At 70.7% G+C, this 23,006-nt stretch carries 23 protein-coding genes; 13 read left to right on the forward strand and 10 right to left on the reverse strand.

The window, feature by feature from the left end; all coding sequences use genetic code 11:
* Position 1 precedes the first annotated feature (1 nt).
* The 8 genes from folC to proB all read left to right on the forward strand — a co-directional run bounded on the left by folC (position 2) and on the right by proB (position 9,594).
* Positions 2–1,411 (forward strand): bifunctional tetrahydrofolate synthase/dihydrofolate synthase, encoded by a 1,410-nt coding sequence (folC, locus tag RT2_RS11690; protein ID WP_072844951.1) that lies wholly within the window; start codon positions 2–4, stop codon positions 1,409–1,411.
* Positions 1,408–1,872 carry a DUF4233 domain-containing protein gene (locus tag RT2_RS11695; RefSeq protein ID WP_072844952.1) on the forward strand — a complete coding sequence of 155 codons (465 nt, stop codon included), beginning with the start codon at positions 1,408–1,410 and terminating at the stop codon, positions 1,870–1,872. The genes folC and RT2_RS11695 overlap by 4 nt, the downstream gene beginning before the upstream one ends.
* An 18-nt stretch (positions 1,873–1,890) precedes the next feature.
* Positions 1,891–2,310 carry a nucleoside-diphosphate kinase gene (gene ndk / locus RT2_RS11700; protein WP_072844953.1) on the forward strand — a complete coding sequence of 140 codons (420 nt, stop codon included), beginning with the start codon at positions 1,891–1,893 and terminating at the stop codon, positions 2,308–2,310.
* A gap of 507 nt (positions 2,311–2,817) precedes the next feature.
* Entirely contained in the window at positions 2,818–6,081 is a 3,264-nt protein-coding gene (locus tag RT2_RS11705) for a translation initiation factor IF-2 N-terminal domain-containing protein (protein ID WP_072844954.1), read from the forward strand.
* 201 nt (positions 6,082–6,282) lie between these two features.
* The gene (gene rplU, locus RT2_RS11710; RefSeq protein WP_072844955.1) at positions 6,283–6,594 is read left to right on the forward strand and encodes a 50S ribosomal protein L21; all 312 of its coding nucleotides are present in this window, start codon (positions 6,283–6,285) and stop codon (positions 6,592–6,594) included.
* 31 nt (positions 6,595–6,625) lie between these two features.
* Positions 6,626–6,889, forward strand: coding sequence for a 50S ribosomal protein L27 (rpmA, locus tag RT2_RS11715; RefSeq protein WP_005248077.1), 264 nt, complete (start codon positions 6,626–6,628; stop codon positions 6,887–6,889).
* A gap of 129 nt (positions 6,890–7,018) precedes the next feature.
* Positions 7,019–8,479 carry a GTPase ObgE gene (gene obgE, locus RT2_RS11720; protein WP_072844956.1) on the forward strand — a complete coding sequence of 487 codons (1,461 nt, stop codon included), beginning with the start codon at positions 7,019–7,021 and terminating at the stop codon, positions 8,477–8,479.
* On the forward strand, positions 8,476–9,594 hold the full coding sequence (proB, locus tag RT2_RS11725; RefSeq protein WP_072844957.1) for a glutamate 5-kinase: 1,119 nt from the start codon (positions 8,476–8,478) through the stop codon (positions 9,592–9,594). Before obgE ends, proB begins: the two co-directional genes overlap by 4 nt.
* On the opposite strand, the gene RT2_RS25860 is transcribed toward proB, so the two are convergent.
* From RT2_RS25860 to RT2_RS11750, 6 genes are all read right to left on the reverse strand, one after another.
* Positions 9,591–9,767 (reverse strand): hypothetical protein, encoded by a 177-nt coding sequence (locus tag RT2_RS25860; protein ID WP_169888312.1) that lies wholly within the window; start codon positions 9,765–9,767, stop codon positions 9,591–9,593. The genes proB and RT2_RS25860 overlap by 4 nt on opposite strands.
* 9 nt (positions 9,768–9,776) lie before the next feature.
* Positions 9,777–10,619, reverse strand: a complete 843-nt coding sequence (locus RT2_RS11730; RefSeq protein ID WP_072845020.1) for an NAD-dependent protein deacetylase — start codon at positions 10,617–10,619, stop codon at positions 9,777–9,779.
* Positions 10,620–10,719: 100 nt separating this feature from the next.
* A complete protein-coding gene (locus tag RT2_RS11735; RefSeq protein WP_072844958.1) occupies positions 10,720–11,124 on the reverse strand; it encodes an ectoine synthase in 405 nt (134 codons plus the stop codon).
* Between the two features lie 19 nt (positions 11,125–11,143).
* Positions 11,144–12,406, reverse strand: coding sequence for a diaminobutyrate--2-oxoglutarate transaminase (ectB, locus tag RT2_RS11740; RefSeq protein ID WP_072844959.1), 1,263 nt, complete (start codon positions 12,404–12,406; stop codon positions 11,144–11,146).
* The gene (gene ectA, locus RT2_RS11745) at positions 12,403–12,885 is read right to left on the reverse strand and encodes a diaminobutyrate acetyltransferase (protein WP_371851161.1); all 483 of its coding nucleotides are present in this window, start codon (positions 12,883–12,885) and stop codon (positions 12,403–12,405) included. Before ectA ends, ectB begins: the two co-directional genes overlap by 4 nt.
* 288 nt (positions 12,886–13,173) lie before the next feature.
* Complete coding sequence (locus tag RT2_RS11750; RefSeq protein ID WP_072845021.1) at positions 13,174–15,294, reverse strand: RecQ family ATP-dependent DNA helicase; 2,121 nt, start codon at positions 15,292–15,294, stop codon at positions 13,174–13,176.
* A 53-nt stretch (positions 15,295–15,347) separates the two neighbouring features.
* On the opposite strand from RT2_RS11750, the gene RT2_RS26210 reads away from it, so the two are divergent.
* Both RT2_RS26210 and RT2_RS26215 read left to right on the forward strand, forming a co-directional pair.
* Positions 15,348–15,797, forward strand: coding sequence for a zinc-binding metallopeptidase family protein (locus RT2_RS26210; protein WP_072844961.1), 450 nt, complete (start codon positions 15,348–15,350; stop codon positions 15,795–15,797).
* Entirely contained in the window at positions 15,787–16,254 is a 468-nt protein-coding gene (locus RT2_RS26215; protein ID WP_217635618.1) for a zinc-binding metallopeptidase family protein, read from the forward strand. Before RT2_RS26210 ends, RT2_RS26215 begins: the two co-directional genes overlap by 11 nt.
* A gap of 21 nt (positions 16,255–16,275) precedes the next feature.
* Here RT2_RS26215 and RT2_RS11765 read toward each other — a convergent pair whose 3' ends face one another.
* Both RT2_RS11765 and RT2_RS11770 read right to left on the reverse strand, forming a co-directional pair.
* On the reverse strand, positions 16,276–17,820 hold the full coding sequence (locus tag RT2_RS11765) for an HNH endonuclease signature motif containing protein (RefSeq protein ID WP_083577334.1): 1,545 nt from the start codon (positions 17,818–17,820) through the stop codon (positions 16,276–16,278).
* Positions 17,821–18,074: 254 nt separating this feature from the next.
* Complete coding sequence (locus RT2_RS11770) at positions 18,075–19,868, reverse strand: AMP-dependent synthetase/ligase (protein ID WP_072844963.1); 1,794 nt, start codon at positions 19,866–19,868, stop codon at positions 18,075–18,077.
* Between the two features lie 180 nt (positions 19,869–20,048).
* Here RT2_RS11770 and RT2_RS11775 point away from each other — a divergent pair, with 180 nt between their 5' ends.
* Positions 20,049–20,237, forward strand: coding sequence for a DUF1918 domain-containing protein (locus RT2_RS11775; protein ID WP_072845023.1), 189 nt, complete (start codon positions 20,049–20,051; stop codon positions 20,235–20,237).
* Between the two features lie 56 nt (positions 20,238–20,293).
* Here the strand turns inward: RT2_RS11775 and RT2_RS11780 are convergent, their stop codons facing one another.
* A complete protein-coding gene (locus RT2_RS11780) occupies positions 20,294–21,184 on the reverse strand; it encodes a ribokinase (protein ID WP_072844964.1) in 891 nt (296 codons plus the stop codon).
* 10 nt (positions 21,185–21,194) lie between these two features.
* Complete coding sequence (locus tag RT2_RS11785) at positions 21,195–21,869, reverse strand: helix-turn-helix transcriptional regulator (RefSeq protein WP_072844965.1); 675 nt, start codon at positions 21,867–21,869, stop codon at positions 21,195–21,197.
* A gap of 85 nt (positions 21,870–21,954) precedes the next feature.
* Here RT2_RS11785 and RT2_RS11790 point away from each other — a divergent pair, with 85 nt between their 5' ends.
* Both RT2_RS11790 and folE read left to right on the forward strand, forming a co-directional pair.
* Entirely contained in the window at positions 21,955–22,389 is a 435-nt protein-coding gene (locus RT2_RS11790) for a hypothetical protein (RefSeq protein WP_072844966.1), read from the forward strand.
* Positions 22,390–22,397: 8 nt separating this feature from the next.
* Complete coding sequence (gene folE, locus RT2_RS11795; protein ID WP_072845024.1) at positions 22,398–23,000, forward strand: GTP cyclohydrolase I FolE; 603 nt, start codon at positions 22,398–22,400, stop codon at positions 22,998–23,000.
* The last annotated feature ends 6 nt before the right edge of the window (positions 23,001–23,006 follow it).

The following is a 23,006-nucleotide window of genomic DNA, read 5'->3' on the forward strand; positions in this document are numbered from 1 at the left end:
CATGCCCGGCTCCGAGTCCGCGGCGGTGGACCTCGTGGAGCTCGCGCAGGTCGAGGCCGAACTCGACAAGCGTTGGCCCGAGACGAAGATCGAGCCGTCGCTCACCCGGATCGCTGCCCTGATGGACCTGCTGGGGTCGCCGCAGCACGGCTACCCGGCGATCCACGTCGCCGGCACCAACGGCAAGACGTCCGTGACCCGGATGATCGACGCGCTGCTCACCCGGATGCATCGGCGGGTGGGCCGGACCACCAGCCCGCACCTGCAGATCGCCACCGAGCGCATCAGCATCGACGGCAAGCCCATCTCGCCGCGGCTCTATGTCGACACCTACCGGGAGCTCGAGCCGTACATCGGCATGGTCGACGCCCAGTCGCAGGCGGCGGGCGGGCCGGCGATGAGCAAGTTCGAGGTGCTCACCGCGATGGCGTTCGCGGCCTTCGCCGAAGCCCCGGTTGACGTCGCCGTCATCGAGGTCGGGCTCGGCGGGAAGTGGGACGCCACCAACGTGATCGACGGTCAGGTCGCGGTGATCACCCCGATCAGCCTCGACCACGTCGAGTTCCTCGGCAGCGACCTCGCCGGCATCGCGGCGGAGAAGGCCGGGATCATCAAGAAGGCGCCGGAGTCGCTGGTGCCCCGCGACACCGTTGCGATCCTCGCCGAGCAGACCCCGGAGGTCGCGGAGGTGCTGCTGCGGCGCGCGGTCGAGGCCGATGCCGCGGTGGCGCGCGAGAACTCGGAGTTCCGGGTGCTCGCCCGCCGGATCGCGGTCGGCGGCCAGCAGCTCGAACTGCAGGGCCTCGGCGGCGTGTACACCGACATCTTCCTGCCCATGCACGGCGAGCACCAGGCCCGCAACGCCGCGCTGGCGCTGGCCGCGGTGGAGGCGTTCTTCGGGGCGGGTGCGGATCGCCAGCTCGACGTCGACGCGGTCCGGGAAGGCTTTGCCTCCCTGACGAATCCGGGTCGACTCGAGCGTGTCCGCAGCGCACCGACGGTGTTCCTCGACGCCGCGCACAACCCGGACGGCGCTCGCGCGCTGGCCACCGCGCTGGCCGCCGAGTTCGACTTCCGCAAGCTCGTCGGTGTCGTCGCGGTGATGGCGGACAAGGACGTCGAGGGTCTGCTGACCGCGTTCGAGCCCGTCTTCGACGAGATCGTCGTCACCCACAACGGCTCGCCGCGCGGGATGGACGTCGAGGAGCTGGCGAACCTCGCGGTCGCGCGGTTCGGCGACGAGCGGGTGGTGGTGGCGTCGACGCTGCCCGACGCGCTCGAGACCGCCATCGAGCTGGCCGAGGAGGTCGCCGAACCCGGTGAGTCCGTCTCCGGCGCCGGCGTCGTGGTCACCGGATCCGTCGTCACCGCGGGCATGGCCCGCACCCTGTTCGGAAAGGAACCGGCGTGAGCACACCTGACAACTCGACCGCACCCGAAGGGGGCGGCGAGGGGCAACCGCACGTCGAGGGACATGCGCCGGCCGAGGGAACGGGCTTCAAGCCGCCGACGAAGGACCCGTGGAAGAGCTTCCGCGGGGTCTGCGCGGGCACGCTGATCCTGGAGGCAATCGTTGTGCTGCTGGCGATCCCGGTGGTCGCGACCGTCGGCGGGGGACTGACCGCGGCCAGCGGCACCTACCTCGTCGTGCTCGCGCTGCTGATGATCCTCGGGGCGGGCGTGCAGGGCCGGTCGTGGGGGATGGCGTTCAACATCGTGCTGCAGGTCGCGCTGGTGGCCGGCTTCGCCGTGCACATCTCGATCGGCGTGATGGGACTGGTGTTCTCGTCGGTCTGGGCGTACCTGCTGTACCTGCGCCGCGACATCCTGGACCGGATGGAACAGGGACTGCTTCCGGGTCAACGGGACTGACGTTCTAGGCTGAGTGTTGTGACTGAGCGGACCCTGGTACTGATTAAGCCCGACGGAGTGGCCCGGCGTTTCGTCGGCGAGATCCTCGGCCGTGTCGAGCGCAAGGGGCTGTCCATCACAGCTCTCGAGCTCAAGACCGCGGACGAGGCGATCGCCGCGACGCACTACGCCGAGCACGAGGGCAGGCCCTTCTACCCGGGACTGCTGGAGTTCATCACCTCCGGGCCGCTCGTCGCCGCGGTGCTCGAGGGCCCGCGGGCGATCGCGGCGTTCCGGCAGCTCGCGGGCGGCACCGACCCGGTCGAGAAGGCCGTCCCCGGTTCCATCCGCGCCGACCTGGCATTGGACGGCCAGCAGAACCTGGTGCACGGCTCCGACTCCGTCGAGTCGGCCGAGCGGGAGATCGCGCTCTGGTTCCCGCACCTGGCCCGCGGCTAGCTTCCTTTTCGTACACCCCCTTCTCGCCCCGTCGGTGACAGCCGGCGGGGCGAACTGGTACCCGCACCCAACCTCGGGTCGTGTCATCCAAACGTCACGGCAGTCACACCGGGACGACCGAGTGGTCAGGCGAGGCGGGCCCCACCGGTGCGCCTTGGCGCGGCCGGTCGTTGCGGTGTGGGATACTGGTATCGGTCGGACTCACATTTGCAACACGCGGGTCCGACCGGATGACACCACGGTTCGATGCCCTCATCGCTGCCACGGTGTGCGGACACCCCGCCCACCACGGCACGCTGGATGATCAGGCGCGCGGATCACGGAGCACCGCCATCCAGCCAGGCGTCGCACGAACTGGCAGTGACCAACGGTTCACTGCCAACCGCGCGGGGCGAGACCAGACAATCCCACGTCCACCGTCGTGGGTACACATAGCAGTGCCCTCGCGTGGCCGCGTCACACCCGGAAAGTCAAGGTGGACGCGCCCGGGGGCCCGAGGAGACTTACGTGGCCGACAAAGCGCCGCTCGAATCACAGACTTCCGCCGCAGCAGATGCGGCACCGACCTTCCCGGACAAGATCCGGGTGCACGCACTGGCGAAACTGCTCGGTGTGACCAGCAAGCAGGTGCTTGCCCAGGTCGCCGAGCTCGGCTCGGAGCTGCGCAGCGCGCAGTCCAGCGTCGATCGTTCGCTCGCCGAGCAGGTTCACGCGGCGCTGAGCGGCGCCGCGGAGACGGCAGCCCCGTCGACCGAGGTCGCGGCGGTCGAGACCCCGGCCGCCGAGGTCGAGGCCCCGGTTGCCGAGGAGCCCAAGGCCAAGGCGCCCAGGCGTCGGGCCTCCCGGGCCAAGGCCGCGAAGGCCGAGGCACCCCAGACCGAGGCGCCCGTTGCCGAGGTCGCGGCCGCCGAGGTTCCCGAGGTTGCGGCCCCCGCGGCCGAGGCCCAGCAAGGACTGTTCACGAACCTCGACAAGCCGCATGCGCACGTGCCGGCCGCAGCCGAGAGCGCGCCTGTGTTCCAGGCGCCGCTGTTCCTGCAGCCCGAGGCGGAGCCCGCCCCGCGTCGACGCCGTGCCCGCCGCGAGGCCGCGGCACCGGACGAGAACGCTCCCATCGAGGTCACCACCGTCGAGCCGTCGACGTCGGTCACCGAGGTCGAGGCCGCGGCGCCGACCGAGGAGGACACCGCCGCAGTCGAGGCCCCCGCGGCTGACACCACCGTGGTCGAGGATCAGCACGCCGCCGAGTCCGACGAGGAGGGCGACGCGCAGAGCCGTCGTCGCCGTCGTGGCCGCCGTGGCCGTGGCCGTGGCCGTGGCGAGCAGGGCGGCGACGAGCAGTCGACGACCGAGGAGGAGTCCGCCGAGGAGGCGACGACCGACGAGCGCACCGAGGTCGCAGCTGCCGAGACCGAGGCAGCTGCCGAGGTCGCGGAGCCGGAGTCCGAGGCAGGCGAGTCGGAGGAGGCCGAGGACGCCGGAGACGGTTCGAGCCGTCGCCGCCGTCGCCGCCGCCGCCGCAAGGGCAGCGGTGAGGGCGCCGAGGCCGGATCCGAGGAGGACGGCGTCGCCACGGTCGTGCACGAGCGCGAGCCGCGTACCAAGGCCCGCGTCAAGGACGAGGTCCAGGGCATTTCCGGCTCCACCCGGCTCGAGGCGAAGCGTCAGCGTCGCCGCGACGGCCGCGATGCCGGCCGTCGTCGGCCGCCGATCCTGACCGAGTCCGAGTTCCTGGCCCGCCGTGAGTCCGTCGACCGGGTGATGGTGGTCCGCGAGAAGACCGGCGCCGGGCACCAGTCCGGGCTGACCCAGGTCGCGGTCCTCGAGGACGGCATCCTCGTCGAGCACTTCGTCACCAGTTCGGCGTCCGCGTCGATGGTCGGCAACGTCTACCTCGGCCGCGTCCAGAACGTGCTGCCCTCCATGGAGGCCGCGTTCATCGACATCGGCCGCGGCCGCAACGGTGTGCTGTACGCCGGCGAGGTCAACTGGGAGGCCGCCGGCCTCGGCGGCAACAGCCGCAAGATCGAGCAGGCGCTGCGTCCGGGCGACCAGGTGCTCGTCCAGGTCAGCAAGGACCCGGTCGGCCACAAGGGTGCCCGCCTGACCACGCAGATCTCGCTGGCCGGCCGCTTCCTCGTGTACGTGCCCGGCGGCAGCTCCACCGGTATCAGCCGCAAGCTGCCCGACACCGAGCGCAAGCGTCTCAAGGAGATCCTGCGCGAGATCGTGCCGCCGGAGGCAGGCGTCATCATCCGCACCGCCTCCGAGGGAGTCAGTGCGGAAGAGCTCGCGCGTGACGTCACCCGGCTGCAGAGCCAGTGGGCGGACATCGAGAAGCAGGCCGCCGACGCGGACAAGAGCAAGTCGAGCAGCCCGAAGGCGCTGTACGAAGAGCCGGACATGCTGGTCAAGGTCGTCCGTGACCTGTTCAACGAGGACTTCGCCAAGATCGTCATCGAGGGCGAGAAGTCCTGGTCGACGGTGCAGAACTACATCGCTGCCGTGGCACCCGACCTGCTGCCGCGGGTCGAGCGCTACTCGCCGTCCGCCGGCGGACCCGACGTGTTCGAGGTCAAGCGGATCGACGAGCAGCTCGCCAAGGCACTCGACCGCAAGGTGTGGCTGCCCTCGGGCGGCACCCTGGTGATCGACCGCACCGAGGCGATGACCGTGGTCGACGTCAACACCGGCAAGTTCACCGGCGCCGGCGGCAACCTCGAGGAGACCGTCACCCGGAACAACCTGGAGGCGGCCGAGGAGATCGTGCGGCAGATGCGCCTGCGCGACATCGGCGGCATGATCGTCGTCGACTTCATCGACATGGTGCTCGAGTCGAACCGGGACCTGGTCCTGCGCCGGCTCACCGAGGCGCTCGGTCGCGACCGGACGCGTCATCAGGTCTCCGAGGTCACCTCGCTCGGCCTGGTCCAGATGACCCGCAAGAAGCTGGGCACGGGGCTGGTCGAGGCGTTCTCCACCACCTGTGAGCACTGCCACGGCCGCGGAATCATCGTTCACGCCGACCCGATCGAGGAGAAGTCCGGCGACGACGGCTCGCGGGCCGCTGCGTCGAAGGGCGAGTCCGGCAGCCGTAAGCGGCGTGGACGCGGCGAGAAGGCGGCCACGCAGCCCGAGGCGCCGGAGGCCAAGAACGGTCACGAGGACGTGCACGACGTGGACGCGACGGTCAAGCGTGCGCATCCGGTCGCGCTGGCGATGGCCTCGCACCACCACGACGACGAGCAGGGCCATGAGGCCGAGCAGGGTCGTGAGGCAGAGCCGAAGGCCGCCGAGGAGGCGGCCGAGGCCGGTGCCTCCGACGTGAAGGTCGACGAGGCGCCCGTGGTGGCAGAGGTCGCAGTGCTCGAGGCCCCGGTTGTCGAGGCCCCGGTTGTCGAGGTCGCGGCTGAGGTCGCCGAGTCCGAGGTTGCCGAGGCGGGGGTCGCCGAGACGCCGGCGGCCGAGGTCGCCGCGCCCACGCGGGGACGTCGTCGTTCGCGGCGGTCCAGCCGGTCCGCTGCGGCCCCGGTGGCCGAGGAGTCGGATGCCGTTGCGGTGCTGGTGGTCCCGACGCCGGAGCCGGTCGCGGCGTCCGTCGTCGAGGCGCCGGTTGTCGCCGAGCCCGTCGTCGAGACGGTCGCCGAGCCGGTTGTCGCGGAGCCCGAGGCCGCCGCACCTGTGAAGTCCGACGGCGAGGTCAAGGCGCCCGCGCGCCGTCCCCGTCGCCGTGCGTCGGCCCGTCCCGCGGGTCCGCCGACGGACGCGTAGGCCGGACGAGTTCGGGGTGGCGGAGCCAGTTTGACCCTGGCCGCCGCCATCCCGTAATCTTGACCGGTCGCTACTCGGCGATACCGCTCGGCTGCGCCCAACAGGGCAGCGGCGGGCGCGCCTGAGGTAGCAAGCACACCAGACCAGTCGCTCGGCTCAAGCCGCGCGAGCACGTTCGAAGAAGCAAGGGGTAGCCCTCCGATGGCAACGTACGCGATCGTCAAGACCGGCGGAAAGCAGTACAAGGTCGCTGTTGGTGACCTCGTCAAGGTCGAGAAGATCGAGGGTGAGCCCGGCACTTCTGTCTCGCTGGCCCCGGTCCTCGTCGTCGACGGATCCGAGCTGACCACCGACGCCGACAAGCTGGCCAAGGTCACGGTCACCGGCGAGGTCGTCGAGCACACCAAGGGTCCGAAGATCCGCATCCACAAGTTCAAGAACAAGACCGGCTACCACAAGCGCCAGGGTCACCGTCAGAAGCTGACGGTCCTCAAGGTCACCGGCATCAAGTAACTAGAAGCTTAAGTACCTAGGAGGGTTCGACATGGCACATAAGAAGGGTGCATCCAGCTCCCGTAACGGTCGCGATTCGAACGCACAGCGACTCGGCGTGAAGCGCTTCGGCGGTCAGTCCGTCAGCGCCGGCGAGATCCTGGTGCGTCAGCGCGGAACCCACTTCCACCCCGGCGTGAACGTCGGACGTGGCGGCGACGACACGCTCTTCGCGCTCTCCGCGGGTGCGGTCGAGTTCGGCACCAAGCGTGGACGCAAGACCGTCAACATCGTTCCGGCCGCGGCAGAGGCCTGATTCTGCTGCGAATATCGCCTCGCGACTGATGTCGCGGAGTGACGCTAAGCTCCCAGTAGGGGCGGGCCAGGGTCTCATACCCAGCCCGCCCCTACTGTTATTTACAGACTGAGGAAGGATCCGGCAGTCATGTCCCGATTCATTGACCGCGTGGTGCTGCACGTCAGCGCCGGAAATGGCGGCAATGGCTGCGCCTCCGTTCACCGCGAGAAGTTCAAGCCGCTAGGCGGACCAGACGGTGGTAACGGAGGCCGTGGCGGTGACGTCGTGCTCGAGGTCGACCCCAACGTGCACACGCTGCTGGACTTCCACTTCCACCCCCACGCCAAGGCCGGCAACGGCAAGCAGGGCGCCGGCAGCAACCGTGAGGGCGCCAACGGCGAGGACCTGATCCTGCGGGTGCCCGAAGGCACCGTCGTGCTGGACAGCGAGGGCAATGTCATCGCCGACCTCATCGGTGCGGGCACCCGGTTCGCCGCCGCGCCCGGCGGCCGTGGTGGGCTCGGCAACGCCGCGCTCTCCTCGCGGGCCCGCAAGGCGCCCGGTTTCGCGCTGCTCGGCGAGGACGGTGTCGAACGCGACCTCGTCCTGGAGCTCAAGTCGGTCGCCGACGTCGGACTGGTCGGCTTCCCGTCCGCGGGCAAGTCGTCGCTGGTGTCCGTGCTCTCGGCCGCCAAGCCGAAGATCGCCGACTACCCGTTCACCACGCTGCGCCCGAACCTGGGCGTGGTGTCCAGCGGCGACACCACCTTCACCATCGCCGACGTCCCCGGCCTGATCCCCGGCGCCAGCGAGGGCCGTGGCCTGGGACTGGACTTCCTGCGGCACATCGAGCGCACCGCGGTGCTCGCCCATGTGGTGGACTGCGCGACCCTCGAGCCCGGCCGCGACCCGGTCTCCGACGTCGATGCCCTCGAGGCGGAGCTGGCGGCGTACAAGCCGGCCCTGTCGGAGGACGTCAGCCTCGGTGACCTCGCCAACCGGCCGCGAATCGTGATCCTCAACAAGGCCGACGTGCCCGAGGCGGCGGAACTGGCCGAGATGGTCACCCCCGACTTCGAGAAGCGTGGTTGGCCGGTCTTCACCATCTCGGCCGTCAGCCGAGATGGCTTGCGCCCGTTGACTTTTGCTCTTGCCAAGATGGTTGCGGACTACCGCGAGGCGCATCCGAAGCCGGAGCCGAAGCGTCAGATCCTCCGTCCGGTGGCGGCCAACCAGGCCGACTTCACCGTGATCGCAGACCCCGAGTCGCCCGGTGGATTCATCGTGCGCGGAATCCGGCCGGAACGCTGGGTTCGTCAGACCGCGTTCGACAACGACGAGGCCGTCGGCTACCTCGCGGACCGGCTTGCCCGGCTCGGCGTGGAGGCCGCGCTGGTCAAGCACGGTGCGCAGCCGGGTTGCTCGGTGACCATCGGGGACGTGAGCTTCGACTGGGAGCCGCAGACCCCGGCGGGCGTCGACCTCACCCGCACCGGCCGCGGCACCGACGCGCGGCTCGACCAGGTGGAGCGCATCGGCGCGTCCGAGCGCAAGCATGCGCACCGGATCCGGCGTGGGCTCGAGGGCCTGGACCCCGAAGAACAGTGACGGCGACCGCGGCCGCCTCGGACACCAGGTCGGCGATCGCCACGGCGCGCAGCATCGTCGTGAAGATCGGTTCGTCGGCGCTGACCAGCCTCGAGGAGGGGCTCGACCACGCGGCACTCGACACCCTCGCGGACGCGATCGAGGCGCGGATGCGCGCCGGCTCCGACGTCGTGGTGGTCTCCTCGGGTGCGGTGGGCGCGGGCATCGCCCCGCTGGGACTGTCCAAGCGGCCGCGGGACCTGGCCACCAAGCAGGCCGCGGCCAGCGTCGGCCAGTTGGCCCTGGCGCATGCCTGGGGGACCTCCTTCGGGCGGTACGGGCGCACGGTCGGGCAGGTGCTGCTCACCGCCGACGACCTGGCTCGACGCACCCAGCATCGCAACGCGCAGCGGACCCTGGACCGGCTGCGGGTGCTGCACGCGGTGGCGATCGTGAACGAGAACGACACCGTGGCGACCACTGAGCTGCGGTTCGGCGACAACGACCGGCTGGCCGCGATGGTCGCGCACCTGGTGCAGGCCGACGCGCTGGTGCTGCTCTCGGACGTCGACGGGCTCTACGACGGTGACCCCCGTCGCGGCGGTGCCACCCTGATCCCGGAGGTGACCAGCCCCGAGGATCTCGACGGCGTGGTCGCGGGCTCCGGGGGAGCGCTCGGCACCGGCGGCATGGCCTCGAAGCTGTCCGCGGCCCGGCTCGCGGCGGACTCGGGGGTGCCGGTGCTGCTCGCCGCCGCCACCGATGCCGCGGCGGCACTGACCACCGCGGGCGTCGGCACGGCCTTCGCGGCACGCCCGAATCGGATGTCGGCGCGCAAGTTCTGGGTGCGGCACGCGGCCGACACCCAGGGCGCGCTCGAGCTGGACGCGGGTGCGGTCCGGGCCGTGGTGGATCGCCGGCGCTCGCTGTTGCCCGCCGGCATCACCGGTGTGGTCGGGCGGTTCCACGGCGGCGACGTGGTGTCGCTGGTCGGTCCGGACGCCGTCCCGGTGGCGCGCGGGGTGGTGGCGTACGACTTTGACGAGCTCGGCGAGATGCTCGGCCGGTCCACCCTGGAGTTGCCGTCGGAGCTGCAGCGTCCGGTCGTGCACGCGGACGATCTGGTGCCGCTCTAGCGGTCAGGGGCTGTCGGCGGCTTGTCCTGCGGGTCGCCGATGACCTTGGGTGGTCCTTCGGGGTGCAGTGCGCCGCCCTCGTTCACCCATTCGGAGATGTCGGCGGCATCCTCGGAGGTGACAGGCTTGCGTCTGCTGAAGAGCGATTTCACCTTGTCGCTGAACTTCGACATGCCTGGAGTCTACGGATGTGCGCCCAGGGCGGTGAGGGTCTGCGAGCACCCGGCATCCAGTTTGACCGTGGCGAATTCGTCGCCGCGGGTGGCGCCCCGGTTCACGATCGCGACCGGTGTGCCGTGCTTGGCCGCGTGCCGGACGAACCGCAGCCCGGACATCACGGTCAGCGACGAGCCGAGTACCAGCACCAGGTCGGCGGCGTCGACCATCGCGTAGGCCGCCGCCACCCGTGGCTTCGGCACGCTCTCGCCGAAGTACACGATGTCGGGTTTGAGGATGCCGCCGCAGCGGTCGCAGTCCACCACCCGGAAGTGCGCGGTCTCCTCGATCACCGCGTCGGCGTCCGGGGCGATCTCGACTCCCGTTGCCGCGGAGACGGATTCGGCGAAGCCGGGGTTGGCCGCGGTGAGCCGCTCGGCCAGCGAGATGCGGGAGACCCGGTGCTCGCAGGTCATGCAGCGCACCTGCGCGTAGCTGCCGTGCAGGTCGACGACCGCGCGGCTGCCGGCCTTGGTGTGCAGCAGGTCCACGTTCTGGGTGAGCACCCCGGTGACCGTCCCGGACCGCTCGAGGGCGGCGAGTGCGCGGTGGCCGGCGTTGGGCACGGTGGCGTCCATGAACCGCCAGCCCAGGTGGTTGCGCGCCCAGTAGTGCCGCCGGAACGCGGCGTCGCCCATGAACTGCTGGTACGTCATCGGGTTCCGCGGCGGCGAGTCCGGGCCGCGGTAGTCGGGAATTCCCGAGTCGGTGGACATGCCGGCGCCGGTCAACGCAACCACCCGCCGGCCGTCCACCAGTGCGGCGAGCCGGGCGAACGCGGTCTCGGGTTCCAGGGCCGAAACGGACATGCCCACCAGGTTAGCCGTGTCCCGGGTGGGCATGCCCGTGCGGTCGCCGGGGCCAAGCTCGCCGCCGAGTTCCCGGGGCCAAGTTCCCGGGCCCGAGGCGTCAGCCCCGGCTCGGCACCTCGACCAGCGGGTACACCCCGTTCTCGTCGTGCACCTCGCGTCCGGTGACCGGGGGGTTGAAGACGCACAGCATCCGCATCTGGGTGACCGGCTCGACCCGGTGCCGCTCGTGGCCGTCGAGCAGGTACATCGAGCCGGGACGCAGCTCGTGGACCTCGCCGTTGTCGAGGTCGGTGAGGATGCCGTCGCCCTCGATCAGCCAGACCGCCTCGACGTGGTTGGCGTAGTGGAACTCGTTGACCGAGCCGGCGCGGATGGTGGTCTCGTGGAACGAGAATCCCACGCCGTCCCCGCCGAGGACGATGCGCTTGCTGCGCCAGTTGCCGTCGGCGCTGGTGACGTCCCGGTCGGTGCCGGTGATCTCTTCGGTGGTGCGCACGATCATGGGGTTGCTCCTTCGCGGTTCAGGCGCAGACCTTGGCGGTGGCCTCGGCGAGAATGCTCAGTCCGTGGTCGAGCTCGGCGTCGGTGACGGTCAGCGGCGGCAGCAGCTTGACCACCTCGTCGGACGGCCCGGAGGTCTCGGCGAGCAGGCCCTCGTCGTAGGCGAGCCCGCAGACCTTGACCGCGTGCCCGGGGTCGTCGAAGACCAGGCCCTGCACCATGCCACGCCCGCGGGTGGACACCCCGGCGAAGCGGTCCGACAGGTTCGCGAAGATCTCGTGGATGCGCTTGCCCTTGGCGGCGGTCGAGCGGCTGAGCGCGTCGTCGGACCAGTAGTGGTCGAGCGCGGCGGTCGCCGTGACGAAAGCGGGGTTGTTGCCGCGGAAGGTGCCGTTGTGCTCGCCCGGGGCCCAGAGGTCGAGTTCGGGCCGCATCAGGGTCAGCGCCATCGGCAGGCCGTAGCCGCCGATCGACTTCGACAGCGTCACGATGTCGGGGGTGATGCCGGCGACCTCGAACGAGAAGAACGGGCCGGTGCGGCCGCAGCCCATCTGCACGTCGTCGACGATCAGCAGGATTCCGCGGCTCGAGCACAGGTCGGCGAGCGCCCGCAGCCACTCGGGCCGGGCCACGTTGACGCCACCCTCGCCCTGGACCGTCTCGACGATCACGGCGGCGGGTCGGTTGAGTCCGCTCCCGGCGTCGTCGAGGACCCGCTCGAACCAGTGGAAGTCCTCGGTGACGCCGTTGAAGTAGTTGTCGAACGGCATCGGGGTGGCGTGGACCAGCGGGACGCCGGCCCCGGCCCGCTTCATCGAGTTGCCGGTGACCGAGAGCGACCCGAGGGTCATTCCGTGAAAGGCATTGGTGAAGTTGATGATCGACTCGCGGCCGGTGACCTTACGGGCCAGCTTGAGGGCAGCCTCGACGGCGTTGGTGCCGGTGGGGCCGGGGAACTGGACCTTGTAGTCCAGGCCCCGGGGTTCGAGGATGTTGCGCCGGAAGGTCTCGAGGAACCGGCGCTTGGCGACGGTGTTCATGTCGAGGCCGTGGGTGATTCCGTCGCCGATCAGGTAGTCGAGCAGCGCCTCCTTCATCACCGGGTTGTTGTGTCCGTAGTTCAGTGCGCCTGCGCCTGCAAAGAAGTCGAGGTAGTCGCGGCCGTCCTCGGAACGGATCCAGGATCCGGAGGCGGAGCTGAAGACCGCCGGCCACGACCTGCTGTAGCTGCGGACCTCGGACTCCAGGCTGGCGAAGATGTTGGTCTCTTCGAGGGTGTTCACTGCTCTCCTCTGTTGCTGTCGTCGCCGATGACGTAAAGCTCTTCGGGTTCGTGCTGGTCGGGAAAGTCGTTGGAGTCGAACAATTTACGGGTTGAGATGCTGGTGTACCGACTACGCGCGACCGAGGCGAAGAGTGCCTGCGATCCGGTGTTGTCGGGACTGATCGTCGTCTCCAGCGTTGAGACACCTTGGTGTGCAAGGTGATCGAGAAGGAAGTTCAGCATCGCGGAGGCGACGCCCCGGCCGCGCAGGGCGTCGTCGACGGCAACCTGCCACACGAAGACGGTCGTCGGGTCCGTCGGCCGGACGAATCCGGTGACGAAGCCCCCGACCCGACCGTCGTGCTCGGCCACCACGGAGGTTTCCGCAAAGTCCCTGCACCACAGCAGGTAGGAGTAGCTCGAGTTCAGGTCGAGGACGTCGGTGTCGCGGGCGATCTCCCACAGCCGGGCCGCGTCGGAGACTGCGGGCCGGCGCAGGGTCGGCGTGTCGTTCGGGCTCGTCGCGCCGGGGTGTTCCGGGCGCACCGCTCCGGGTTGGTCTGGGCGCACCGCGCCGTGCTCGTCGGGGCGCTTTGCGCCGTGTCGTTGTCGGGTCCCCGTGGGGGGAAATGAAATTGGGGTCGCACTTTCTGTAACGGGCGTCATTGGTCAAACGAACGTAACAATGGGCCCAACGGATTTCAGCTTCCTGCCGCCGGGCCCACCCGAGAACCCGGCGTCGGCACTGGTGAGCGCAGCAGTGTGAGCCTGGTCACATCGGCGTGCTCAGTTGACGCTCGCCAGGGCAAACGGCAGGACCGCCGGAGCGCCCGCGGCACGCAGTTCTCGCGCCGCCATCGTCAATGTCCAGCCGGTGTCGGTGAGGTCGTCGAGCAGCAGCACCGGGCCGTCCAGATGGCCTAGGTCCGGTGCCAGCCACGCCCCGGCGAGGCCCGCCACCCGGTAGGCGGAATTGGCCGCGGACACCGGGGGATGGCCCGGCGTCCGGGCGAGCGAGCCCAGGTCGGTGAGCCGTCCCACCTCGGCCAGTCGGCGGGCGAGCGAGCCCACCAGCTGCGGACGGGTTGCGGACTCCATGGCCAGCACCGACGTGGGCCGCTGGTCCCAGTCCCAGGCGGCGAGGACCTTGACGCACGCGTCGACCACCGCGTCCGGGACCGGTCCGTCGGGTCCGTCGAACAGCGCCCGCAGTCGCTGGCCCCAGCCGAGGTCGGTGAGGCGGCCGAGCACCCGACCCGGCTGCGGACCGTCGGTGATCTTGCCGGACAGCGATACCCCGAGCTTGGCGAGACCGGTCGGCCACTGCTTGCGCGGCAGCAGGTCGACGCCCGGGCGGTCCAGTCGGGCGCGGGCCTGCGAGAGTGCCTGCTCGTCGACGTCGGCGGTGAGGGTGGGACCGGCGCAGTTGTCGCACCGCCCGCACGGCTGCGGTTCCGCGGTGAGGCCCGGGTCGTCGAGTTGGCGGCGCAGGAACTCCATCCGGCACATGGTGGTGCGCTGGTAGTCGACCATGGCCTGCTGCTCGGACGCACGGGCCTGTTCGAGCCGCTCGTAGCGCGGCGCGTCGTACTCCCACGGCTGACCGGTGCCGACCCAGCCGCCGCGGACCCGGCGGACCGCGCCGTCCACGTCGAGGACCTTGAGCACCATCTCGAGCCGGGACCGGTTGAGCTCCACCTGCGGCTCGAGTGCCTGCGTGGACTGCGGCCGCTCGGTGTCGAGCACCTCGATCACCCGGCGCACCACGTGCTCGCGCGGGAACGCGACGCTGGCGAAGTAGCTCCAGATCTGCCGGTCCTCGTGGCCGGGGAGCAGCACCACCTCCGCGCTGTCCGTGGAGCGGCCGGCGCGACCGACCTGCTGGTAGTAGGAGATCGGCGAGGACGGCGCGCCGAGGTGCACCACGAACCCCAGGTCCGGCTTGTCGAAGCCCATGCCGAGTGCGGAGGTCGCGACGAGCGCCTTGACCCGGTTGCCGAGCAGGTCGGCCTCGAGCGACTCGCGCTCGGCGGGATCGGTTTGCCCGGTGTACGCGGCGACGGCGTGCCCCTGGTCGGAGAGCAGGCCGGCCAGGTCTCGTGCGGCGGACACCGTGAGGGTGTAGATGATGCCCGAGCCGGGCAGCCGGTTCAGTTGCTGGCCGAGCCACGCCGCGCGCTTGGTGGCCTCGTCGATCTGGACCACGGACATCCGCAGCGACTCGCGTTCGAGACCGCCGCGCAGCACCAGCGTCTCGGCGCCCCCGACCCCGAGCTGGGCGGAGACGTCCGCGACCACCCGGTCGTTCGCCGTCGCGGTCGTCGCCAGCACCGGGATGCCCTCGCCGAGCTCGCCGATCAGCGTCCGGATCCGGCGGTAGTCGGGACGGAAGTCGTGGCCCCAGTCGGAGACGCAGTGCGCCTCGTCGACCACCACGAGGCCGGCGTCGGCGGCGAGCGAGGGCAGCACCTGGTCGCGAAAGTCGGGGTTGTTCAGTCGCTCGGGGCTGACCAGCAGCACGTCGACGTCGCCGTCGGCGATCTGGCGGTGGATCTCGTCCCACTCCGTGACGTTGCCGGAGTTGATGGTCGCCGCGCGGACCCCGGCCCGCTCCGCCGAGGACACCTGGTTGCGCATCAGTGCGAGCAGCGGCGAGACGATCACGGTCGGTCCGTGCCCGCGGGCGCGTAGCAGCTTGGCTGCGATGAAGTAGACGGCGGACTTGCCCCAGCCGGTCCGCTGGACCACCAGTGCGCGCCGGCGCTGGACGACCAGCGCCTCGATCGCCGTCCACTGGTCCTCCCGCAGGCGGGCCTCGGGTCCGGCGAGTTCACGCAGCAGGCCCTCGGCCTCGGCGCGCAGGTCCGCGCCGGTGGTGGGGTCGGCGGTGGTGGTGTTCGCGCTCATGACTGCCATCATGCCCGTCCGCACCGACATCGAACCCGTTGTGAGGATCCGCTGTGGCGGGCCTGACAGCGGCCATCCGTCTCCGCCGAGTGGAGATCGACATGGGCGATCTCGATCCCGCCGTCTCGCAGGTGCTGTCCGGGTTCGCGGAGGCCGCCGCCGACCTCGAGTCGCTGTACCGGTACCTGCATGCACATCCCGAGCTGTCCCATCAGGAACATGCGACCGCTGCCATCGTGGCCGAGCGGCTCGCGGCATCGGGCTACCAGGCGTTCCTGTGCCCGGGCACGGCGATGGCGGCCGCGCAGAGCCTGCAGGTGCGGATGTTCGGCCACGGCGGCCACGGTTCGATGCCGGACCAGTGCGTGGACCCGGTGGAGATGGGCGCCGCGACGGTGATGCGGCTGCAGACCCTGGTGTCGCGGGAGATCTCGCCGGCCTCACCCGCGGTGGTGACGGTCGGGGCGTTCCGGGCGGGGGACCAAGGAGAACGTGATCCCTGACGAAGCTGTGCTGAAGATCGATACCCGCTCGTTCGAGACACACGTCGCGGGGCGGCTCGTCGAGGGCATCAGCCGGATCGCGAACGCGGAGTCGGTCGCGTCCCGGGCGCCGCGACCGCCCGAGATCACCGAACTCAACAGCTTCCCGTTGACCGTCAACGACGCGCAGCGGTCGAGTCGGACGGTCGCGGCACTCGGTGCGGCGCTCGGGGCGGACAAGGTGTTCGAGATCGGTCCGGTCTCCGGCAGCGAGGACGTCGGGGACCTGGCCACCGCGATCGAGGTGCCGTTGGTCTACTGGTTCATCGGCGGGTTCGAGGTGGGCGGGGGAGACTGCGCGGACGCGCAGCAGCCGTTGCCCTCGAACCATTCGCCGAAGTTCGCGCCGGTGATCCGGCCGACGCTGGACACGGGTGTCGCGGCGCTGGTGGCGGCGGCGGTGGAGTGGCTCGACTGAGGGGGCGCGCGCTCTGAATGCCTATGCGGCGCCGGGTTTTCGGGGGTCGTCGTCGTTTCCCGGTGCGCCGTCGCCGCCGTCGCTGTCACGGAGCAGGTACTCCATCGGGTGGTGGTAGTGGTTCAGCCGCCCGGCGCGGGTGGGGTCGATGTGTGTCGGGGGATGCCACAGGGTCCGGCCCGGGAACCGGTGGTCGGGTCCGGTGCGGGTGGTCGCCCACTGGTCCGGGCGGGGTCCGACGAGGGCGTGGTGGGTCTCGCAGCCGAAGGTCAGGTCGTCGGCGTTGGTGTCGCCGCCGTCGGCCCAGTCGTTGACGTGGTGGGTTTGCGACCAGTAGCCGGGACTGCTGCAGCCGGGGAAGGTGCAGCCGCGGTCCTTGGCGTAGAGCACGATTCGCTGGTCGGTGGTGCCGAGGCGTTTGCTGCGGCCGAGGTAGAGGGGTCGGCCGTCGTCGTCGAAGATCGCGAGGTAGTGGCGGGCGCCGCGGGCGGCCATGCAGATCATCTCGGACATGGGGACGAGGGTGCCGCCGCCGGTGACGGCGTGGCCGGTCGATTCCTGGAGGTCGCGGGCGGTCATGGTGGCGACGACGGTGACGGGGACGCCGCGGTGTCGGCCGAGTTCGCCGGAGGCGAGGACGGAGCGCAGGACGGCCTTGAGGGCGTCGTGTTGGCGTTGGCCCTGGGTGCGGTGGTCGCGGGCGGCGGCGCTGGGGGTGGGTTGGGTGTCCGCGGGTTCTGTTGCTGGGAAGCTGCTTTCGGGTACCCCGGACGAGGTGTGTGGTTCGCTGCCCGGCTGCGTCTCGTCCCGCCCCTCCCCCTCGGGGTTGCACATACCCGGCTTGGCGAGCTTGGCCATGATCGCCTCGAGATAGGCGCGGCCCTCCGGGTCCGTGCAGAACGAACCCGTGGTCATCTTGTCCCGGCCCTGCGGTCCCATCCGGAAGAACCGCTTGCGGGCCCGGTCCGTCTCGTCGTCGAGGGTCCCGTCCGGATCGAGGACCGACGCGAGCCGGCGGGCCACCGCACGCAGTTCGTCGGGCCGCAGGATCAGCGCCTGCCCGGCCAACTGGGCCTCGGCCTGCTGCCGGGTGCCGGCGTCGACGGCGGCGGGCAGTTGGTGCAGGAACTCGCGGATCACGTCCACGTGCGCGGGGTCGAGGTCGCCGTGGTGTGCGGCGGCGGCGGTCGCGGCGAGCTTCGGTTCCAGGGGCTGCCCGCCGAGGGTGGTGGCGGCGCCGAGTTCGGTCGCCGCGTGGATCCTTTCCCCGGCCTTGGCGGGGCTGATGCGCAGGGTGTCCGCCAGCAGCTCCCGCACCGTGGTGCCGCCGAACTCGTCGGCGGCGCGTTGTTCGAGGAGCTGGTTGACCAGTGTGTGGCCGAGGGCGGGGACGGTGCGGGCGATGCGTTCGAGTCGCACCAGCAGGGCGAGTCGGTCCCGGTTGGAGACGGCGGCGGTGTCGAGTCCGCGCAGCGACTGCATGCCGGTCTCGACGGTGCGGAGGGCGGCGGCGAGCGGGGCGTTGTCGATGCCATGCTCGTCTGCGTGGTCGTGAACTGCGGTCATCGTTGTCACCCCCCCCGGGCCCCGATTCGACGTTCTGTTCGAAGTGTAGCGAGGGGGTGCGACAAGTCCTGGGACCGAGTGAACCCGCAGATTACGGGCCACTGTCGGGATGTGGCGGTTGGCAGACGCATTCGGGAACGCCCGGATGTGTTCCACGGTCAGGAGTCGGGTCCAGATCGCGGCGCGCGTCGATGCGGCCACGTCACCGCGTGGCCGCATCGACGACTGGTCCGGTGCAGTTTGCCCCTGCGCCCTCAGCCCTCCTCGTACAACGCGTCGAAGTGGGCGCGGAAGTTCTCGCCCACCACCTTCCGCTTGATCTTCAGCGTCGGCGTCAGCTCCCCGGTCTCCTGCGCGAGGTCGCGGTCGGCGATGACGAACTTCTTCACCCGCTCCGGCGTCGCGAGCTTGGCGTTGGCCGCGTCGACGGCCTGCTGGACCATCCCGACCATCTCCGGGTGCCGGGACAGTTCGGCGATCGAGTCCGGCAGACCCTGCGCCTGCGCCCACGGCAGCACCGTCTCGGGATCCAGCGTCACCAGCACGACGGGGTAGGGCCGGCGGTCGCCGTGCATCACTGCCTGGCTGATCCAGGGCGAGCGCTTGAGGTCGTTCTCCAGGTTCGCCGGGGTGAGGTTCTTCCCGCCGGAGGTGACGATGATGTCCTTCTTACGCCCGATGATCGAGACGTACCCGTCCTCGTCGATGCTCGCGAGGTCGCCGGTGCGCAGCCAGCCGTCCTCCACGGCGCCGAACGAGGCGTCCTCCATCTTGTAGTAGCCCTGAAAGATGTTGCCGCCGCGCAGAAGCAGTTCGCCGTCCTCGTCGACGCGCGCCTCGAGGCCCGGCACCGGCCGGCCCACGGTGCCGAAGCGGTGGTTGAGCACGGTGTTGACGGTCGCGCCGGTCGAGGTCTCGGTCATCCCGAACCCCTCCATCACCGGAACCCCGCAGCCGTAGAAGAACTCCAGAATCTCCTTCGCGATGGGAGCCGCGCCGGTGGTGGCGAGCTTCAGGTTGCCGCCGAACAACGCACGCACGCCCTGGAACAGGGCGGCCTCGGCGGCGTCGAATGGCTGCTGCAGTTCCGCCGGGACGGGCTCGCCGCGCGCCTGTAGGTCGCGCACCCGGACCCCGACCGCCGCGGCGGCCAGCATCCGCTCGCGCTCGTCAGCCGGCTTGGACCCCACCGCCAGGGTGTAGATCTTCTCGAACACCCGGGGCACCGAGGGCAGGTGGGTCGGACGGGTCGCCATCACCTCCGGCACGATCCTGGTGGTGTCGCCACCCCAGTACGCGATGACGCCACCGCGGTCGAAGGTGAGCAACTGGAACAGCAGCGCGAACGCGTGCGCCAGCGGCAGGAACAGGTACGCGACCATGTCGGTCTCGGGGTCCGGGTTGTCCCGCGCGTCGAGCGCGGTGTTCGCCTCCATGATCGCGCGGTAGTTGCCGTGCGAGAGGACACAGCCCTTCGGCGGCCCGGTGGTCCCGGAGGTGTACATGAACACGTACGGATCGGACGGGGCCACGGCCGCGGCCCGCCGTCGCAGCTCCTCGGCGTCGAGTTCCCTTCCCCGGCGACGTATTTCGGATGCAGTGATGGCGCCCTCCGCCTCGCCGTCGAGGATCACCACCCATTCCAACGCCGGCAACCGGTCGCGGACGGCGGCGATCTTCGCCACCTGCGCGGCGTCCTCGCAGATGATCGCGCGGGCCTCCGAGTTGCCGACCACCCATGCGCACTCGTCCGCGGAGTTGGTCGGGTAGACCGACACGTGCACGGCGCCGGCGGCGACGATGGCGAGGTGCGCGACCGACCAGTCCGGACGGGTAGTGCCCAGCACCGCCACCCGGTCGCCCACCTCGAGCCCCAGGTCGATCAGCCCGGCGCCGAACTCCGTGACCCGCTCGGCGAGCTCGCGGTAGCTGATCTCGTCCCACTGGTCGGGCGTGCTCTGGAACCGCGCGGCGGGCCGGTCACCGTAAGCCTCGGCGGCGCGAAAAGCAAGGTCTGCGAGCGTCTTTCCTGCGATCGTCTGGTACATCGGTCAGGTGCTCCCGTCGTCCCGGTGCGACCACCTGCTGCCGGTGGGCCGCGTAGTGGGGATGCTAACTCCGCGCCGCTCCCAACGGCCGTATTCCGGGGTGTCCCGTGCCCCGGCGGGAACCGACGAGAAGTGGTTCTGCCCTGGCGCAGCCACGCCGGGTGGTCGCATACTGGGACCATGAAGGCAGCAGTTGGGGACAAACTTCATGTGCACAGCGCGACCACCGGCAGACCCGAGCAGGTCGGCGAGGTGACCGAGGTCCACGGTGCCGACGGCGCGCCGCCGTATCAAGTGCGTTTCGACGACGGCCACGAGGCATTGATGTTCCCCGGCGTGGATTGCAGCGTGGAGCACGCCGCAAACTGATCCCACGCCGGCTCCGGGTTGTCGAGTCCGGCCGGCATGTGCGTGAGGCAGCGGAGTCAGGTCGCTTCGAGTGCTGCGTCGACCTCGGCTCTCGTCGGTGCGGTGTCCGCGCCGTGCCGGGTGGTGGCCAGCGCACCGGCGGCGACCGCACGGCGGACGGCGACGGCGGGGCCCAGTCGCCATGAGGAAGCCAGTTCCCCGGTGAAGGCGTCGCCGGCGCCGGTGGTGTCGAGCACCTCCACGGCCGGCGGATCGGCGTGCACGTGCGCGCCGCCGGGTCCGTGGTGCGACGCGCCCCGGCCGCCGAAGGTGGTGACCAGGTGCGGCACCCGGCCGAGGACGGCGTCGCCGAGCTGATCGGCCTCCGTCTCGTTGACCACCAGCACGTCCACACAGTCGAGCAGTTCCGCCGGGAGCGGCTGCGCGGGGGACGGGTTGAGGATCACGGTGACGGCGTGCTCGTGGGCGTGGCGGCAGGCGGCGACGACCGTCGGCAGGGGCAGTTCCAGTTGGCACAGCAGTAGGTCGGCCGCCGCGATCGCGTCGAGCTCGCCGGCGTCGAGTCCGGTCATCGTGGCGTTCGCGCCGCCGACCACGACGATGCTGTTCTCCCCGTGGGCGTCGACGGTGATCAGGGCGACGCCGCTGGGCCCACGGGTCTCCCGCAGCAGCCGTGCGTCGACCTCCGCGTCGACGAGGTGCTGACGCAGTTGCAGGGCGAAGGTGTCGTCGCCGACCGCGCCGAGGAAGCTCACCGCCGCGCCCGCGCGGGCGGCGGCGACTGCCTGGTTTCCGCCCTTCCCGCCGGGTCCGGTGTGCAGGGACTGGCCCAGCACCGTCTCGCCGGGCTGGGGGAGCCGGGTGGTGACGGCGACCAGGTCCATGTTGATGCTGCCGAGCACGACGACACGGGTGGCGGCGGTCGGGGGAGCATCCGGTGCGGCCATGCCTTCGACGCTAGCCGGTGGCGGGTGCCGGTTCGATGCGGACGCAGCAGTACCCGTCCTCGGGGGCGAGCCGGGCGCGACGGCCCGCGCATCCGGCGCCGTCCAGCAGTCCCTCGATCAGCCCGAGGTTCATGCCGCACACCATCGCGGTGTGCTGCTGGGCAAGGGCGTGGAACGGGCAGTTCACCAGCGTGATGTCGGTGCCCTCGACGCGGGGCTCGTAGCCGCAGCCCTCGAGCGTGCCGAGGAGGTCGTCCGGTCCGGCCTCCGCGCCGATCGCTGCGCCGAGGTCCCGGGCGCGGCGGTCGAGGCTGCGCCGGGGTGACTCGCCGGTGCGTTCCGCGTCGTCGAGGGCCTGGGCCAGCAGCTGCCCCGCGAGCTCGTAGGAGCGCTCCGGCAACTGCACGGCCACCTCGCGGTCCGAACGGCGGTACAGCTTGGCGGGGCGTCCGGCGCCGGGCCCGGTGCGACCGGTGCGGCGCGCGAACTCGACGGTCAGCAGGCCCTCGTCGGCGAGCTTGTCCAGGTGGAACGCGGCGGTCTGACGGGCCATGCCGAGCGCCTCGGCGGCGTCGTCGCGGCCGACCGGGTCGCGGTGGCCGCGGACGTAGTCGTAGAGCCGGCGTCGGGCCGGTTCGTCGAGGGCGGAGACGGCCGAGATGTCCGAGGGCGGGTTCGGAGACATGACCCCATTGTAAAACCAATCAACGTTGACGTAATCTCCTTCGCGGTTCTATAGTTAAATCACATTATTTTTAGAAGGAGGAGTCATGGCGACCGAGACGAAAAGCCAGCTCAACGGGGGTCGGTCCCGCCTCGCCGATCCCGGATACCAGGCATTTCTGCTGCTGCGGACGGTGTTCACCGTGGCGCCGATCCTGTTCGGTCTCGACAAGTTCACGAACGTGATGACCGACTGGCCCGCCTACCTCGCGCCGTGGATCGACGGGATCCTGCCGGGCACCGCGCAGCAGGGCATGTACATCGTCGGAGTGATCGAGGTGGTCGCCGGACTCGTCGTGGCGATCGCGCCCAGGTTCGGTGCCTGGCTGGTGGTGGCCTGGCTCGCCGGGATCATCGTCAACCTGCTGACCCTGCCCGGCTACTACGACGTGGCACTGCGCGACTTCGGCCTGCTGGTCGCGGCCGCCGCACTCGGTCGCCTCGCGGTCAAGTACGCCGGCGGGCACGGGGCAACCCGGTGAGTGCCGCGCTGGACCTCGAGGTCGAGCCGCCGACGCAGGTCCGGGCGGGACGGCTACGTCCCGCCGTGGACCTGCCCGCCGCCGAGCGCGCGGTCGCGGACCTGCTCCGCGCGCTGGGGCGTGACCCCGACGGCGTCCACCTCTCGGACACCCCGCGCCGGGTGGCGGCGTCGTACGAGGAGATGCTCACCCCACGCGACTTCGACCTGACCACGTTCCCCAACGACGCGGGGTACGACGAACTGGTGCTGGCCAGGGACATCCCGATGATCTCGCTGTGCGAGCACCACCTGCTGCCGTTCCGCGGGGTCGCCCACGTCGGTTACCTGCCGGGCGGACGCATCCTCGGCCTGTCCAAGCTGGCGCGGGTGGTGGAGCTGTTCGCGCGGGACCTGCAGGTGCAGGAGCGGCTGACCATGCAGGTGGCGGACTGGCTCGGCGAGCACCTGCAGCCCCGCGGCATCGGCGTGGTGATCGAGGCCGAGCACATGTGCATGTCGGTGCGCGGCGTGCAGGCCGCCGGGACCCGGACCGTCACCTCGGCGGTGCGCGGCGCGCTGCGCGAGAACCCGGCCGCCCGGCGCGAGTTCCTCGACCTGATCAGGGGCTGACCGGTT

It is taken from the genome of Rhodococcus tukisamuensis NBRC 100609 (assembly GCF_001894985.1).
Lineage (GTDB): Bacteria > Actinomycetota > Actinomycetes > Mycobacteriales > Mycobacteriaceae > Rhodococcus_G > Rhodococcus_G tukisamuensis.